The 14,773-nt window shown below is 63.9% G+C and carries 15 protein-coding genes; 11 read left to right on the plus strand and 4 right to left on the minus strand.

The genetic code is table 11. The features are described 5' to 3' along the window. The first annotated feature begins 26 nt into the window (after window positions 1-26). On the plus strand, window positions 27-554 hold the full coding sequence (locus B2U07_RS16160; protein WP_296277363.1) for a TetR/AcrR family transcriptional regulator: 528 nt from the start codon (window positions 27-29) through the stop codon (window positions 552-554). Then, complete coding sequence (locus B2U07_RS16165) at window positions 551-1,690, plus strand: MFS transporter (RefSeq protein ID WP_296277364.1); 1,140 nt, start codon at window positions 551-553, stop codon at window positions 1,688-1,690. Before B2U07_RS16160 ends, B2U07_RS16165 begins: the two co-directional genes overlap by 4 nt. Window positions 1,691-1,798: 108 nt before the next feature. Here the strand turns inward: B2U07_RS16165 and B2U07_RS16170 are convergent, their stop codons facing one another. Then, window positions 1,799-2,158, minus strand: a complete 360-nt coding sequence (locus B2U07_RS16170) for a cupin domain-containing protein (RefSeq protein ID WP_197857788.1) — start codon at window positions 2,156-2,158, stop codon at window positions 1,799-1,801. A 253-nt stretch (window positions 2,159-2,411) separates the two neighbouring features. Here B2U07_RS16170 and B2U07_RS16175 point away from each other — a divergent pair, with 253 nt between their 5' ends. Continuing rightward, a complete protein-coding gene (locus B2U07_RS16175; protein WP_296277365.1) occupies window positions 2,412-3,905 on the plus strand; it encodes an aldehyde dehydrogenase in 1,494 nt (497 codons plus the stop codon). Window positions 3,906-4,097: 192 nt separating this feature from the next. Next, the gene (locus B2U07_RS16180) at window positions 4,098-5,246 is read left to right on the plus strand and encodes an MFS transporter (RefSeq protein WP_296277366.1); all 1,149 of its coding nucleotides are present in this window, start codon (window positions 4,098-4,100) and stop codon (window positions 5,244-5,246) included. Window positions 5,247-5,252: 6 nt separating this feature from the next. On the opposite strand, the gene B2U07_RS16185 is transcribed toward B2U07_RS16180, so the two are convergent. Next, entirely contained in the window at window positions 5,253-6,707 is a 1,455-nt protein-coding gene (locus B2U07_RS16185) for a PLP-dependent aminotransferase family protein (protein ID WP_296277367.1), read from the minus strand. A 181-nt stretch (window positions 6,708-6,888) separates the two neighbouring features. Between B2U07_RS16185 and B2U07_RS16190 the strand changes: the two genes are divergently transcribed. Next, window positions 6,889-7,113 carry a DUF1127 domain-containing protein gene (locus B2U07_RS16190; protein ID WP_197857792.1) on the plus strand — a complete coding sequence of 75 codons (225 nt, stop codon included), beginning with the start codon at window positions 6,889-6,891 and terminating at the stop codon, window positions 7,111-7,113. Between the two features lie 57 nt (window positions 7,114-7,170). Here B2U07_RS16190 and B2U07_RS16195 read toward each other — a convergent pair whose 3' ends face one another. After that, the gene (locus B2U07_RS16195; protein WP_296277368.1) at window positions 7,171-8,484 is read right to left on the minus strand and encodes an NAD(P)/FAD-dependent oxidoreductase; all 1,314 of its coding nucleotides are present in this window, start codon (window positions 8,482-8,484) and stop codon (window positions 7,171-7,173) included. A gap of 256 nt (window positions 8,485-8,740) precedes the next feature. Here B2U07_RS16195 and B2U07_RS16200 point away from each other — a divergent pair, with 256 nt between their 5' ends. Next, window positions 8,741-9,094 carry a YkgJ family cysteine cluster protein gene (locus B2U07_RS16200; RefSeq protein ID WP_296277369.1) on the plus strand — a complete coding sequence of 118 codons (354 nt, stop codon included), beginning with the start codon at window positions 8,741-8,743 and terminating at the stop codon, window positions 9,092-9,094. 612 nt (window positions 9,095-9,706) lie between these two features. On the opposite strand, the gene dadR is transcribed toward B2U07_RS16200, so the two are convergent. After that, window positions 9,707-10,195, minus strand: a complete 489-nt coding sequence (gene dadR / locus B2U07_RS16205; RefSeq protein WP_197857795.1) for a transcriptional regulator DadR — start codon at window positions 10,193-10,195, stop codon at window positions 9,707-9,709. Window positions 10,196-10,351: 156 nt separating this feature from the next. Here dadR and dadA point away from each other — a divergent pair, with 156 nt between their 5' ends. From dadA to B2U07_RS16230, 5 genes are all read left to right on the plus strand, one after another. After that, window positions 10,352-11,650 carry a D-amino acid dehydrogenase gene (dadA, locus tag B2U07_RS16210; protein WP_296277370.1) on the plus strand — a complete coding sequence of 433 codons (1,299 nt, stop codon included), beginning with the start codon at window positions 10,352-10,354 and terminating at the stop codon, window positions 11,648-11,650. Window positions 11,651-11,689: 39 nt separating this feature from the next. Further along, window positions 11,690-12,037 carry a RidA family protein gene (locus B2U07_RS16215; RefSeq protein ID WP_296277371.1) on the plus strand — a complete coding sequence of 116 codons (348 nt, stop codon included), beginning with the start codon at window positions 11,690-11,692 and terminating at the stop codon, window positions 12,035-12,037. A gap of 240 nt (window positions 12,038-12,277) precedes the next feature. Then, the gene (gene alr, locus B2U07_RS16220; protein WP_296277372.1) at window positions 12,278-13,351 is read left to right on the plus strand and encodes an alanine racemase; all 1,074 of its coding nucleotides are present in this window, start codon (window positions 12,278-12,280) and stop codon (window positions 13,349-13,351) included. A gap of 103 nt (window positions 13,352-13,454) precedes the next feature. Next, window positions 13,455-14,003: a cupin domain-containing protein gene (locus B2U07_RS16225; protein ID WP_197857798.1), complete on the plus strand. Its 549-nt coding sequence runs from the start codon at window positions 13,455-13,457 to the stop codon at window positions 14,001-14,003. A gap of 113 nt (window positions 14,004-14,116) precedes the next feature. Beyond that, window positions 14,117-14,539, plus strand: a complete 423-nt coding sequence (locus B2U07_RS16230; protein WP_197857799.1) for a c-type cytochrome — start codon at window positions 14,117-14,119, stop codon at window positions 14,537-14,539. Window positions 14,540-14,773 lie beyond the last annotated feature (234 nt).

The raw sequence follows: 14,773 nt of genomic DNA on the forward strand, positions 1-14,773 counted from the left end.
TAAAGTGATCGTTTTACCTTGATCCTATGAATATTGACGCCAAGCTTATATCCGTGGCCGAAGAGCTGTTCGACCGTCACGGCTTCAACGCAACCGGCATGGATCGCCTGGCGCAGGCCGCCGGGATGTCCAGCCGCACGCTGTACAAGCACGCGGGCAGCAAGAACGAGCTGATCGCCGCCGTGCTGATGACGCGTGGGCAGCGCTTCCTGCAGCGCCTGGAGTTGGACAGCGTCGAGGCGCTGTTCGATGCACTGACCAGCTGGATGGGCGAGGAAGGTGCGCGTGGCTGCCTGTTCCTACGTGCCCAGGGCGAACTCGGCACGGCCCTGCCGGAAGTCACCGAGGTCGTGGCGGCGTACAAGACGCGCTTCAGCGAGACGGTGCGGCGGATTCTCGCCCGTCAGTTGGGCGCCAGCGCCGATGAGGAATTGGTCGAGCAAGTGGTCATTCTCTTCGAAGGTGCCACGGCCGCGGCTAGCTACCGCGGCCTGGCGGCAGTGGCCACGGCGGGTCGCGCGGCGATGCTGCTGGCCCTGCGGGGGCGGGCGTGACCCGCGAATGGCGCCTCGGTATTACGGGCTTCGGCCTGATCGCGGTGTGCTACGGCTTCGCCCGTTTCGCTTTCGGCCTGTTCCTGCCGCAGATCGATGCTGACCTCGCTCTGCCGGACGCCGTTGGCGGCCTGATCGCCGGAGGTTCGTTTCTGGGTTACTGCCTCGCCATTGTCGTCGCCGCGCAGTTGACCGAGCGCCTGGGCGCACGTGCCGTCGCGCTCGCCGCCGCATTGGTCGCCATGCTCGGCATGCTCGGTATCGCCCTCGCGCCAGCGGCGTTGTGGCTCGCCGCTGCGGTGTTGCTCGCCGGTATGAGCACTGGCTTGGCTTCACCGCCCATGGCCGCCGCGGTGGCTGCGGTCGTCGAGCCGCAGCGCCAGGACGGCACCAATACCCTGATCAACGCCGGCACCAGTGCAGGCGTGATTCTGTCCGGCCCGGTCGCGCTGATGTTCGGCGCCGAGTGGCGGCTGGCCTACGGCGTTTTCGCAGCCGCCGCGTGCGCGCTGGCGGTGCTGGCGGTTTTGCATGTGCCGCGTACCTCCGCGCCGCCTGTGCAGGCTCACGCGGGGGCGGCACTGTTCAGCGCCACCTTGAAGCGACTGGTGGTGGCGTCCCTGCTGATGGGTGCGGCCAGCACGGCCTTGTGGTCGTTCGGCAGCGAGATCGTGGCGCAGCGTCTGGGGTGGCAGAGCGCTGGAGCCGGATTGCTCTGGGTGGTGATCGGTGCCGCCGGAATCGCCGGTGCCGGAGCTGGGGCTCTGGTCGCTAGGCTGGGCGTCGACTGGGCGCACCGTCTGTGCCTGGCCGCGCTGGCGGCGGCCATAGTCCTGGTCGGTCTGGGGAGCGCGCCGGCCCTGACGCTGCTCGGCGGCGCGCTGTTCGGCGCGGCCTACATCACCCTGAGCGGTATCTATCTGGTCTGGGGCGTGGCCGCATTGTCCGAGCGCCCCGCTACCGGGCTGACCATCGCCTTTCTTGGCATTGCCGTTGGCCAGACGTTAGGTGCACCGGTTTTCGGCGCTCTGGCGAGCTGGCTGAGCCTGACGCATGCCGTGGTGCTTTTCGCGCTGCTGGCGTTGCTGGCAGGCACCATGCGCTCGGCTGTAGTCGAGGCTGTGCCCGCCCGCTGAGGCAGCTATTGCGCAGAAAAAGACCCGCACAAGGCGGGTCGAAGGGTGACAAGCAACAACAGGATTCGATGAGCCCGGAACCCGTCCGTGCGGCTCGCGGTCAGGTGCTTACTTGGGCTCGAAGATCACATAGACCTTGCGGCAGGCTTCCAGCACTTCCCAGGTGCCGGAGAATCCGGCGGGAATCACGAAGCGGTCGCCGGCGCGTACGGTTCTGGCGTTGCCATCGGCATCACGCAGCACGGACACGCCCTGGAGGATCTCGCAGTACTCGTGCTCGGTGTAGTTCACCGTCCACTGGCCCACTGCACCTTCCCAGATGCCGGTGCTGAACTGGCCGCAGGGGCTGCTGTAGTGGTTGCGTACGCTCTGCTCGGGGTCACCCTTGAGCACTTTCTCCGCTGCGGGGCGATAGTGTTCGGCGGCCGTGCCGGCCTGGGCGAAGTCGACGATCTGCTCGATGTTCATCTGGCTGTTCCGTGGGGCGGTGGCGTTGATCACGCGGCCAGCGGGGCCGCGACGGTAGAGTCGTGGCGGCAGTCTATGTTTAAAAAAACGAACATGACAAGGGCTTTTCCCCGTCTATGTCAAAAATATTGAAAAGCCACAGCCCACTGGTTTAGTGTGGCGAGCAGGATTCGGCCAGCGACCTGGCCTTGCAGAATTATTGACAGCGCGCGTCCCTGCGGGCGCCGCTTCCACCCATTGAGAGGATGCCGGAATGACTAGCCTGACTCGTAGCGACTGGGAACAGCGTGCCAAGACCCTGACCATCGAAACCCGTGCCTTCATCCACGGCGAATACCGCGCCGCCGAGTCCGGCGCCACATTCGAGTGCATCAGCCCGGTCGACGGACGTCTGCTTGGCCTGGTGGCCAGCTGTAATCAGGCCGACGCCGAGCTGGCGGTCAAGGACGCCCGCGCCGCCTTCGACTCCGGCGCATGGTCGCGTATGGTGCCGGCCCTGCGCAAGAAGGTGATGATCCGTTTCGCCGAGCTGATCGAAGAGCATGGCCAGGAGTTGGCTCTGCTGGAAACCCTGGACATGGGCAAGCCGATCAGCGATTCGCTGAGCATCGACGTGAACAGCGCGGCCAATGCCATTCGCTGGAGCGGCGAGGCCATCGACAAGGTCTATGACGAAGTTGCCGCCACGCCTCACGATCAGCTTGGTCTGGTCACCCGTGAGCCGGTGGGCGTGGTCGCCGCCATCGTGCCGTGGAATTTCCCGCTGCTGATGTCCTGCTGGAAGCTTGGCCCGGCGTTGGCCACCGGTAACTCCATTATCCTCAAGCCCTCCGAGAAGTCGCCGCTGACCGGCATCCGCATCGCCGAGCTGGCTATCGAGGCCGGCATCCCGGCCGGCGTGTTCAACGTGCTGCCGGGCTTCGGCCACACGGTGGGCAAGGCCCTGGCCCTGCACATGGACGTCGACACTCTGGTGTTCACCGGCTCGACCAAGATCGCCAAGCAACTGATGGTCTATGCCGGCGAGTCGAACATGAAGCGCGTCTGGCTGGAGGCTGGCGGCAAGAGCCCGAACATCGTCTTCGCTGACGCACCGGACCTGCAGGCCGCTGCCGAATCTGCCGCCAGTGCCATCGCTTTCAACCAGGGCGAGGTCTGCACCGCCGGTTCGCGCCTACTGGTGGAGAATTCCATCAAGGACAAGTTCGTGCCCATGGTGGTCGAGGCGATCAAGGCCTGGAAGCCGGGCAACCCGCTGGACCCGGAGACCAATGTCGGTGCGCTGGTCGACACCACGCAGATGAACAACGTGCTGAATTACATCCAGGCCGGCCATGACGACGGCGCCAAGCTGGTGGCCGGCGGCAAGCGGGTGATGGAAGAAACCGGCGGCACCTACGTCGAGCCGACCATCTTCGACGGCGTGAGCAACGCCATGCGCATCGCCCAGGAAGAAATCTTCGGCCCGGTGCTGTCGGTGATCGGCTTCGATGATCAGGACGAGGCCATCGCCATCGCCAACGACACCGTCTACGGCCTGGCCGCTGCGGTATGGACCAGCAACCTCTCGCGCGCCCACCTGGTGGGCAAGGCGCTGCGCGCCGGCAGCGTGTGGATCAACCAGTACGACGGCGGCGACATGACCGCGCCGTTCGGCGGCTTCAAGCAGTCCGGCAACGGTCGCGACAAGTCGCTGCACGCGTTCGACAAGTACACAGAGCTGAAGTCTACCTGGATCAAACTTTAAAGGTAGCGGGGCGATCACCTGGTCGTCGGCCAGGTAATCGGCTCCCCTCTCCCATTCATGGGAGAGGGGCTGGGGGAGAGGGCCGAGAACGCAGCGAAACGGCCGGTTATCTCGCTCCCGAAACCTACGGCCGGGTTCCCGAGGAACCCGGCCGTTGTCTTTGCAGAGGCTCGTCAGCCAAGGAATTCACCAATGCGTTGGGGCACCTACTTCGCTGTCTGTGCGGCGGTCATCAGCATCGGCCTGGCGCTGGGCGTGACCATGCCGTTGGTGTCGTTGCGCCTGGAAAGCTGGGGCTACGACTCCTTCGCCATCGGCGTGATGGCCGCAACTCCAGCTGTCGGCGTGTTGCTCGGTGCCTTGCTGGCGGGACGCCTGGCGGCGCGCTTCGGCACCACCGTGCTGATGCAGCTATGCCTGCTGCTCGGCGCAGTGTCGGTGGCCGGGCTGGCGCTGGTACAGAACTATGCGGTCTGGGTCGGCCTGCGCCTTTTCATCGGTGTGGCGCTGACCGTGGTGTTCATCCTGGGCGAAAGCTGGATCAACCAACTCGCCGTGGAGAAATGGCGCGGCCGTTTGGTGGCCCTGTACGGCACCGGCTATGCCCTCAGCCAGCTCAGCGGCCCCCTGCTGCTGACGGCGCTCGGCACGGCGACCGACCGGGGTTTCTGGACGGGCGTGTGCCTGCTGATCGGCGGCTCGCTGATCCTGATCGGGCGCAGCGGCGCGCCACAGGTGGATGCACACAGCGCCTCCGGGCGCGGGCTCCTGGTGTTCTGCCGCAAGCTGCCGGCGATCGCCTGGGCGGTGATGCTGTTCGCCGCCTTCGAAGCGATGATGCTGACCCTGTTGCCGATCTACGGCCTGCGCCAGGGCTTCACCCAGGAAGTGGCGCTGTTCATGGTCAGCGTGGTGGTGGTCGGCGACGCGGTGCTGCAACTGCCCATCGGCTGGCTGGCGGACCGCATGTCGCGGCAATTGCTGTTCCGCGCATGCGGCTGCGTGCTGCTGGTCTCCAGCCTGGCCATCCCACCGTTACTGCACACGCCGGTGATCTGGCCGGTGCTGGTGGCCTTCGGTGCCAGTGCCGGCGGCCTGTTCACCTTGTCGCTGATCATGATCGGCGAGCGTTATCGTGATGACGAGTTGGTGCGCGCCAATGCCCATGTCGCTCAGTTGTGGGGTCTGGGCTGTCTGATCGGGCCACTCACCACAGGTGCCGTCAGCCAGTGGTTGAGCGGCCATGCGCTGCCGCTGATGATGGCTACTGGCGCTTTCGTGTTCATCATCCTGGCGAGCAAGCGCGGGGCCTTCAGCGAGATGGAAGCGGCGCGTTCCTGAACCGGCTCAGCGCCACTGCCCGAGATCCTGCGTGTGCTGCAGGTCAGCCTCTTCGATCAGCTCGGCGATGGTCACACCGATCTGCTTCACTGCTGCTTCGATGGTCGCGCTCGGCGGCTCGGCATAGTTCAGGCGGATGCAGTTGCGGTACTTGCCGGCTGCCGAAAAGATGCTGCCCGGGGCGATCTGGATCTTGTGTGGCAGCAGCGCGCGATTGAGCTTCTGGCTGTCGAAGCCCTGCGGCATCTCCACCCATAGCATGAAGCTGCCCTGCGGTCGGCTGACCCGGGTGCCGGCCGGGAAATAGCGGCTGACCCAGTCCACCATCAGATCACGGCTACGCAGGTACTGCGCGCGCATGCGCCTTAGGTGCGGTTCGTAATGCCCGTCCTTGAGGTATTCGGCCAGCGCCAGTTGTGGCAGCTGCGCGGTGCTACCGGTGCCCAGGTACTTCATGTGCACCACCTGCTCCAGGTAGCGTCCGGGGGCGATCCAGCCGACCCGCAGACCCGGCGCCAGGGTCTTGGAGAAAGAGCTGCAGAACAGCACACGACCATCCTCGTCGAAGGACTTGATGCTGCGCGGTCGTGGGTAGCTGTAGGCGAGGTCGGCGTAGACGTCGTCCTCGATGATGGCTACATCGAAGCGCTGCGCCAGGGCCACCAGGGCGCGCTTGTTGGCGTCGGGCATGATGTAGCCAAGCGGGTTGTTGCAGTTCGGGGTGAGCTGGATGGCCTTGATCGGCCATTGCTCCAGAGCCATCTCCAAGGCGTCGAGGTTGATCCCGGTGAGCGGGTCGGTAGGCAGTTCCAGCGCCTTCATGCCGAAGCCCTTGAGCGCCTGCATGACGCCATGGAAGCTCGGCGAGTCGACCGCGACGATGTCACCTGGCTGGCAGATGGCGCGCACGGCCGCCGACAGGGCTTCGTGGCAACCAGTGGTGACCACCAGGTCTTCAGCGGCCACTTGGCAGCCGGAGTCGAGCATCAGCCGGGCGATCTGTTCGCGCAGGCGAATATCGCCGCGAATGCCGCCATAGGTGAGTACGTCCGGGTCCTGCCGGCGCGCCTGGCGCGACAGGTTGCGCAGCAGTGGCTTGAGTGTCGAGCCGCTGATGTCCGGGCGGCCTCGGCCCAGCTGCAGCATGTCGTGCTGTGGCGAGCTGCTGATCAGTTCCAGTACGTGATCCCACTGCGAGACCTCCACGGGACGCTGTGCGGCTCGACTGATCTGCGGCAGGGCGGGCATTTGCCGCCCCACCGGCACGAAGTATCCGGACTTCGGTCGCGGCGCGGCCAGCCCCATGTCTTCAAGGTGGCGGTAGGCCTGTTGCACGGTGCTCAGGCTGACGCCGTGTTCCTGACTCAGGCTGCGTATCGACGGCAGACGGTCGCCTGGGCGGTACAGTCCCTGCTCGATACGGGTACCAAGCAGTTCGGCCAGGTTCAAATAGAGCGTCATGACGGTCGTCCGCTTTGGTGCAGGGTGGGTTTGAACCAGTACAGTTCGCCTTGAAAAATCCCATTCAGGGGAAAAATCGGCGAATCTGTATGGAGTAAATAAGGATTTTTTGAATCTGTCATGTGTTTTCTAACGACCGCATGCTGATCTCCCATGACAGAAGGGTAAGAGGGAGGCAGCCATGAGCGGATTCAGCAAGACAGATTTCGCGGCGGTGGGCGAGCATGTACAGGTAGCGCCACACAAGGATGAGGCCCGCTACTTCGGTCGCAACTGGCCGGCCTTCTGGCGGCGCCTGAGTACGCGCCGCGCGCTGCTCAAGCTCAGCGACCAGCAGCTGCGCGACATAGGCCTGAGCCGCGCCCAGGCCGAGCGCGAGGCGAGCCTGCCGTTCTGGAAGCTATAAGGTCAGCTTCGCCGCGCGGCACGCCCGTAGGAGCGGCTTCAGCCGCGATTTGTAGGCCTACAGCAATTCTTTAAGCCGGTGCCAGGCCATTCCCAGTGCCAGCAACGGCGAGCGCAGGTGCTTACCGCCGGGGAAGGTCATGTGCGGGACCTGGGCGAACAGGTCGAAGCCGCGGCTTTCCTGTCCGGCGATGGCCTCGGCGAGCAGCTTGCCTGCCAGATGCGTGGCGTTGACGCCGTGCCCGGCATAGGCCTGGGCGTGGAACACGTTGGGCTGGTCCTTGAGTCGGCCGATCTGTGGCAGGCGGTTGGCACCGATGCCGATCATCCCGCCCCACTGGAAGTCGATACGCACGTTGGCTAGCTGCGGGAACACCTTGAGCATCTTCGGTCGCATGTAGGCGGCGATGTCGGCCGGATCGCGCCCGGAATAGTGGCAGGCACCGCCGAACAGCAGTCGGCGGTCGGCCGAGAGGCGGTAGTAGTCGACGGTCACGCGCTGGTCGCACAGCGCCATGTTCTGCGGAATCAGCTGGCGCGCCTGCTCTTCGGAGAGTGGTTCGGTGGCGATGATATAGCTGCCGGCCGGTAGCACCTTGCCGCTCAGTGTCGGGTTGAGACCGTTGATGTAGGCATTGCAGGCCAGCACCAGGTACTTGGCGCGCACCTGGCCATTGGCAGTGTGCACGCGCACTTCGCTGCCATAGTCGATGCCGGTCACCGGTGAGTCTTCGAACAGCTGCACGCCCAGCGACTGGGCGGCAGCGGCTTCGCCTAGCGCCAGGTTGAGCGGGTGCAGGTGGCCCGAGCCCATGTCGATCATGGCGCCGTGGTAATTGTCGGAGCCGACCACCTCGTGGATGCGTTCCCGCGGCACCATGCGCAGCTCATGCCGATAGCCGAGGCTCTCCAGCTCGGCCTTGTCCTCGGCGAAGCCGTCCATGTGCGCCGGCTTGTTGGCCAGGTCGCAATAGCCCCAGGTCAGGTCGCAGTCGATGCGAAACTGCTCGACGCGGCTGCGTACGATCTCCACGGCCTCCAGGCCCATCAGCTTGAACTGGCGCACGCCGTCCTTGCCGACCACCGATTCGAACTGTTCGACATCATGGCCGACGCCGCGAATCAGCTGCCCGCCGTTACGGCCGCTGGCGCCCCAGCCGATCTTGCGCGCCTCCAGCAACGCCACCGAGAGGCCCTTCTGTGCCAGCTCGATGGCCGTGTTCAGGCCGCTGAACCCGCCACCGACGATGCACACATCCACCTGCCGTTCGCCGTCCAGGGGCGGGTAGGCCTGCTGGCGATTGACGCTGGCGGCGTAATAGGAGGCGGCATGCCGTGGGCTGTGGACGGGCTGGTGAACGCGGGCGTTCATGTGCGAAATCCTGATTTCGTTGTGTGGAAAATTAAACGCAGCATAAGCGCGTGATTGTTATCACGCCAAGAGACAGACAGAAAAAAAGCAGGCTGTCTTCTCTCATGGGGCTTTGGCCTGTCGCCGCTGAAGCGCCTCCCACAGGGAGTGCTGGGCCCCTGGTGGGAGGGGCTTAGCCGCGACTTGAGGTGTCTGATCGAATGACATTGCGGCGCCTGGCAGTAAACTTGCCGCCATCACCTAAGGATACCCAACGATGAGCTGCACCGACCGCAAGATCGACCACCTGCGCCGGCAGATTCCGCGTTTCGACTGCGTGCCCGGCTGCCACGACTGCTGCGGGCCGGTCACCGCTTCGTCCGAGGAGCTGGCGCGCCTGCCGGTGAAAAGCGATGCCGAGCATGATGCGGCGTTGGCCGAGTACAACTGCGTGCATCTGGGACCGAACGGCTGCGAGGTGTATGAGCAGCGCCCGCTGATCTGCCGCCTGTTCGGCACCACACCGAACTTGCCATGTCCGCATGGTCGCGGGCCGGAGCAACCGATCGAGCCAGCGGTGGAGCACCAGGTGCACCGGCTGATCGCCACCACTCGGCAGCGATTGGTGTAGACGCAGCGGCATCTCCTGTGGGAGCGAATTCATTCGCGATCCTGGATGGTATGGCCCCCGTTCAATCGCGAATAAATTCGCTCCTACAACGGCAATAGCTCACTTCGGCCCGGTAGGGCCTGGCTCTTCTTGATGGCCCATGTGTCAGCGCTCATTAGCTTGCAGGCGGAGCGTGGAGCGACCCTTGTAGGAGCGAATTTATTCGCGAATGAGGTTGGTACGGTATTGCGGCTGATCGCGAATAAATTCGCTCCTACAAATGGCATTTGCTCATTCGGGCGCCGGTAGGGCCTGGCTCTTCTTGATAGCCCATGTGTCAGCGCTCGTCAGCTTGCAGGCGGAGCGTGGAGCGACCCCTGTAGGAGCGAATTTATTCGCGAACGAGGTTGGTACGGTATTGCGGCTGATCGCGAATAAATTCGCTCCTACAAATGGCATTCGCTCATTCGGGCGCCGTTAGGGCCTGGCTCTTCTTGATAGCCCATGTGTCAGCGCTCGTCAGCTTGCAGGCGGAGCGTGGAGCGACCCTGTAGGAGCGAATTCATTCGCGAATGAGGTTGGTACGGTGCTGCGGCTGATCGCGAGTGAATTCGCTCCTACAACGGCAAATGCTCATTCCGGCACCGGCAGCGCCAGGCTCTCCTTCACCTCTTCCATGACGATATAGCTCTTCGATTCGCGCACGTGCGGCAGCTTGAGCAGGATGTCGCCGAGCAGCTTGCGGTAGCTGGCCATTTCGTTGATGCGCGCCTTCACCAGGTAGTCGAAGTCGCCGGACACCAGGTGGCATTCCAGCACGTGCGGCAGTTTGAGCACGGCGCGGCGGAACTCCTCGAAGGTATCGCCGGACTTGTAGTCCAGGCTGATCTCGACGAACACCAGCAGGCTGGCCTTGAGGTGCTGCGGGTTGAGGCGGGCGTGGTAGCCCATGATGATGCCTTCGCGTTCCAGGCGGCGTACGCGCTCGGTGCAGGGCGTGGTCGACAGGCCCACGCGCTCGCCCAGTTCGGTGAAGCTTATGCGCCCATCCTCCTGCAGGATACGGAGGATGTTGCGGTCGATCTTGTCCAGTTCACGACGGCTTTGATGCTGGGTTCTCATGGGGAATCCGCCTCTGCAAAACGGCTTTTTGCCAAGAATTCTCGCCAAATATAGCCGTGTATATGGTGAAAAGCACTGCACGGCTCTTCCTATACTGCGCCCATCGACAACAATGGCCTGTAACGCACGCGCCCTGGGCGCGGCGGGGAGAAAAACATGCGTGTTCTGGTTCTCGGCAGCGGTGTGATTGGTACCGCCAGTGCTTACTACCTCGCCCGTCAGGGCTTCGAGGTGGTGGTGGTCGACCGCCAGGACGGCCCGGCGCTGGAAACCAGCTTCGCCAACGCCGGCCAGGTTTCTCCGGGCTATGCCTCGCCATGGGCCGCCCCGGGCGTGCCGCTGAAAGCCATCAAGTGGCTGCTGCAGAAACACGCTCCGCTGGCGATCAAGGCCACTGGTGACGTCGACCAGTACCTGTGGATGGCGCAGATGCTGCGCAACTGCACCGCCAGCCGCTATGCGATCAACAAGGAGCGCATGGTTCGTCTGTCCGAGTACAGCCGCGACTGCCTCGACGAGCTGCGTGCGGAGACCGGCATCGCCTACGAAGGCCGTCAGCTCGGCACCACCCAGCTGTTCCGCACCCAGGCCCAGGTCGATGCCGCCGCCAAGGACATCGCCGTGCTGGAAGCCTCGGGTGTGCCGTTCGAGCTGCTCGATCGCGACGGCATCGCCCGCGTCGAGCCGGCCCTGGCTGGCGTCAAACACAAGCTGGCCGGCGCCCTGCGCCTGCCCAACGACCAGACCGGCGACTGCCAGATGTTCACCACCAAGCTGGCGAACATGGCCAAGGCGCTCGGCGTCGAGTTCCGATTCGGCCAGAACATTCAGCGTCTGGACGCCGTGGGCGACCGCATCAACGGCGTGTGGATCGACGGCAAGCTGGAAACCGCCGATCGCTACGTGCTCGCCCTCGGCAGCTACAGCCCGCAGCTGCTAAAGCCGCTGGGCGTGCGCGCGCCGGTATACCCGCTCAAGGGCTACTCGCTGACCGTACCGATCACCAACGCCGACATGGCGCCGACTTCGACCATTCTCGACGAGACCTACAAGGTCGCCATCACCCGGTTCGACGGCCGTATCCGCGTCGGCGGTATGGCCGAGATCGCCGGTTTCGATCTGTCGCTCAACCCGCGTCGTCGCGAAACCCTGGAAATGATCACCTCCGACCTCTACCCGGAAGGCGGCGATCTGCAGCGCGCCGATTTCTGGACTGGCTTGCGTCCAGCCACGCCCGACGGCACCCCGATCGTAGGTGGCACAACTTTCCGTAACCTGTTCCTCAACACCGGCCACGGCACTCTGGGCTGGACCATGGCTTGCGGTTCCGGTCGTCTGCTCGCCGACCTGATGGCCAACAAGCGTCCGCAGATCAGCGCTGATGGCCTGGATATTTCGCGTTATTCGCGCAAGGCTCGCGAGGTGCACAGTGCGCCGCAGCCGCTGCGCACCTGATAGGCTGCGCGGCCCGGAAATTCAAAGGAGATTCGCAGTATGTCGATCCAGCGCCTGCATGTGGCCAAACGCTACAGCGAAGTGGTGATCCACAACGGCACGATTTACCTCGCCGGCCAGCTGGCCGACGACTTCGACGGTGACATCCGCGAGCAGACCCGCCAGACCCTGGCCAACATCGACAAGATGCTGGCCGAGGGTGGCAGCGACAAGAGCAAGATCCTCTCGCTGACCATCTTCCTCAAGGATATGGCCGACTATGACGGCCTCAACGCCGAGTACGACGTCTGGGTCGCCGATGGCCAGGCACCGGCCCGCGCCTGCGTCGAGGCGAAGATGTACAAGCCCGAAGTGCTGGTGGAAATGTGCGTGGTGGCTGCCGTCTGAGGCAGTCACCGCAGTGAACAATTTTTGCGGCCCGCCATTCCTGGCGGCCGCCCTGACGGGCCGTCGCGGGGCGACGTCAAAAATTGTTCCAGACAATTTTTTGTGTTGGCTTCTCGCCCGGCTCCCCCGCCGGGCTTTTTTTATAGCCTGTAGCCCGGATGCAATCCGGGGCTTGGCAACGACCATACCCGGATTGCATCCGGGCTACGAAATCAGCGAAGCAGTGAGAAATAACGAACCATGCGCCCTGCCCGTGCCCTTATCGACCTCGACGCCCTGCGTCACAACTACCAACTGGCTCGCGAGCTGAGCGGCGCCCGCGCCCTGGCCGTGGTCAAGGCCGATGCCTACGGGCATGGCGCGATGCGTTGCGCGCAGGCGCTGGAGAGCGAGGCCGATGGCTTTGCCGTTGCCTGCATCGAAGAGGCGCTGGCGCTGCGCGAGGCCGGCATCCGGGCGCCGATCCTGCTGCTCGAAGGCTTTTTCGAGGCCGACGAGCTGCCACTGATCGACCAGCATGACCTGTGGTGCGTGATTCATGCGCAGTGGCAGATCGAGGCCGTCGAGCAGGCTCAGCTCAGTAAGCCGCTTACCCTGTGGCTCAAGCTCGACAGCGGTATGCACCGCGTCGGCCTGCATCCGGCCGAGTACCAGGATGCCTACCGTCGCCTGCTGGCCAGCGGCAAGGTCAGCAAGATCGTGCTGATGAGCCACTTCGCCCGTGCCGACGAGCCCGAATGCGCGCGTACCGCCGAGCAGTTGGCGGTGTTCCAGAAGGCGCGCGAAGGCCTGGCCACCGAGGTCAGCTTGCGCAATTCGCCGGCCGTGCTGGGCTGGCCTCAGGTGCCAAGCGACTGGGTGCGCCCCGGCATCATGTTGTATGGCGCCACGCCGTTCGAGCAGGCCCAGCAGCAGGCCGCGCGCCTGCGTCCGGTGATGACCCTGGAGTCAAAGGTCATCAGCGTCCGCGAACTGCCGCCCGGCGAGCCCGTGGGCTACGGCGCGCGCTTCGTCTCCAAGCGGCCGACTCGCGTCGGTGTGGTCGCCATGGGCTATGCCGACGGCTATCCGCGCCACGCACCGACCGGCACGCCAGTGATGGTCGACGGCCAGCCGACGCGCCTGATCGGCCGTGTGTCGATGGACATGCTCACCGTCGACCTCACTGATCTGCCACAGACGGGCCTGGGCAGCCGTGTCGAGCTGTGGGGTAAACAGGTACTGGCCAGCGACGTGGCCATGGCTGCGGGCAGCATCCCCTATCAGATTTTCTGCAACCTGCGGCGGGTGCCGCTGCTCTATCTCGGAGGTTGATTCGACCGGCTGTAGAAGAGCATGAACGCAAGTGTTGTAAATTCCGAACGCTATGCCATGATACGGACACTTTCCGTATCAATCCCAAAGGGGGACTCCAGCATTGGACGTCGGCGTTCGACTGCAATCGATTCGTAAGCTCAAAGGTCTTTCTCAGCGTGAACTCGCCAAGCGGGCGGGCGTTACCAACAGCACCATTTCCATGATCGAGAAGAACAGTGTGAGTCCCTCGATCAGCTCACTGAAAAAAGTGCTGAGCGGTATCCCCATGTCGCTGGTGGAATTCTTCTCCCTCGACATGGAGCAGGAGAACCAGATTCAGGTGGTCTACCGGGCCTCCGAGCTGACCGATATCTGCAGTGGCGCCATCACCATGAAGCTGATCGGCAAGGCTCATCCGAGTCGCGCCATTTCCTTCCTTGACGAAACTTACCCGGCCGGCACCGATACCGGTGACGAGATGTACGCCCACGAGGGCGAGGAGGCCGGCATGCTGGTAGAAGGCAGGCTGGAGCTGACCGTGGGCAACGAGGTATTCATCCTCGAGCCGGGCGACAGCTACTACTTCGAGAGCAGCAAGCCGCACCGCTTTCGCAACCCGTTCGACGTACCGGCGCGCCTGATCAGCGCCACCACGCCGGCGAACTTCTGATCAATAACCCTGCGACAATATGGGTTGTTTCGGTGGGGCGCGCTTGCCGTTATACTGTCGCCCGCTCGCGAAACCGTGGCCGCGGGCGTGACTAGCCACGAAGAGGGTGTACCGTGAATCTGATGAAGAAAATGCTGGCAGTACCGGCTGCCGTATTGGCCCTGTGGGCAGTGACTGCTCAGGCCACGACCGATGAAGCCATTGCCGAGCGCCTCAAGCCTGTGGGCGAAGTGTGCATCATGGGTGAAGAGTGCAAGGGCGTCGAAGCCGTTGCCGCTACCGCCGGTGGTGGTGCGCGTACCGCTGACGACATCATCGCCAAGCACTGCAACGCCTGCCATGGCGCTGGCGTACTGGGTGCACCGAAGATCGGTGACACCGCTGCCTGGAAAGAGCGCGCCGATCACCAGGGCGGTCTCGACGGCATCCTCGCCGCTGCCATCTCCGGTATCAACGCCATGCCGCCGAAAGGCACCTGCGCTGATTGCACCGATGAAGAGCTGCGCGAAGCCATCCAGAAGATGTCCGGTCTGTAAGACCCGCCGCTTCCTGAAAAACCGCCCTCCGGGCGGTTTTTTCGTTTAGAGCCTGTTCACGATCTCGCGAGCTAGAGCCATACAAGGCAAAAATAGGCGAGGAACGCTCGGAGTCGCGCTCGACTTTACGAGCTATAAATGAGCATTCCGAGCCTGTTTTTAACGCAGCAGGGCCGACGCGCAGCAGATCGTGAGCAGGCTCTTAAGGCGATGGCATGCAACCATGCCGGCATC

It is taken from the genome of Pseudomonas sp. UBA7530, assembly GCF_002479365.1.
In the GTDB taxonomy this organism is placed as follows: domain Bacteria; phylum Pseudomonadota; class Gammaproteobacteria; order Pseudomonadales; family Pseudomonadaceae; genus Aquipseudomonas.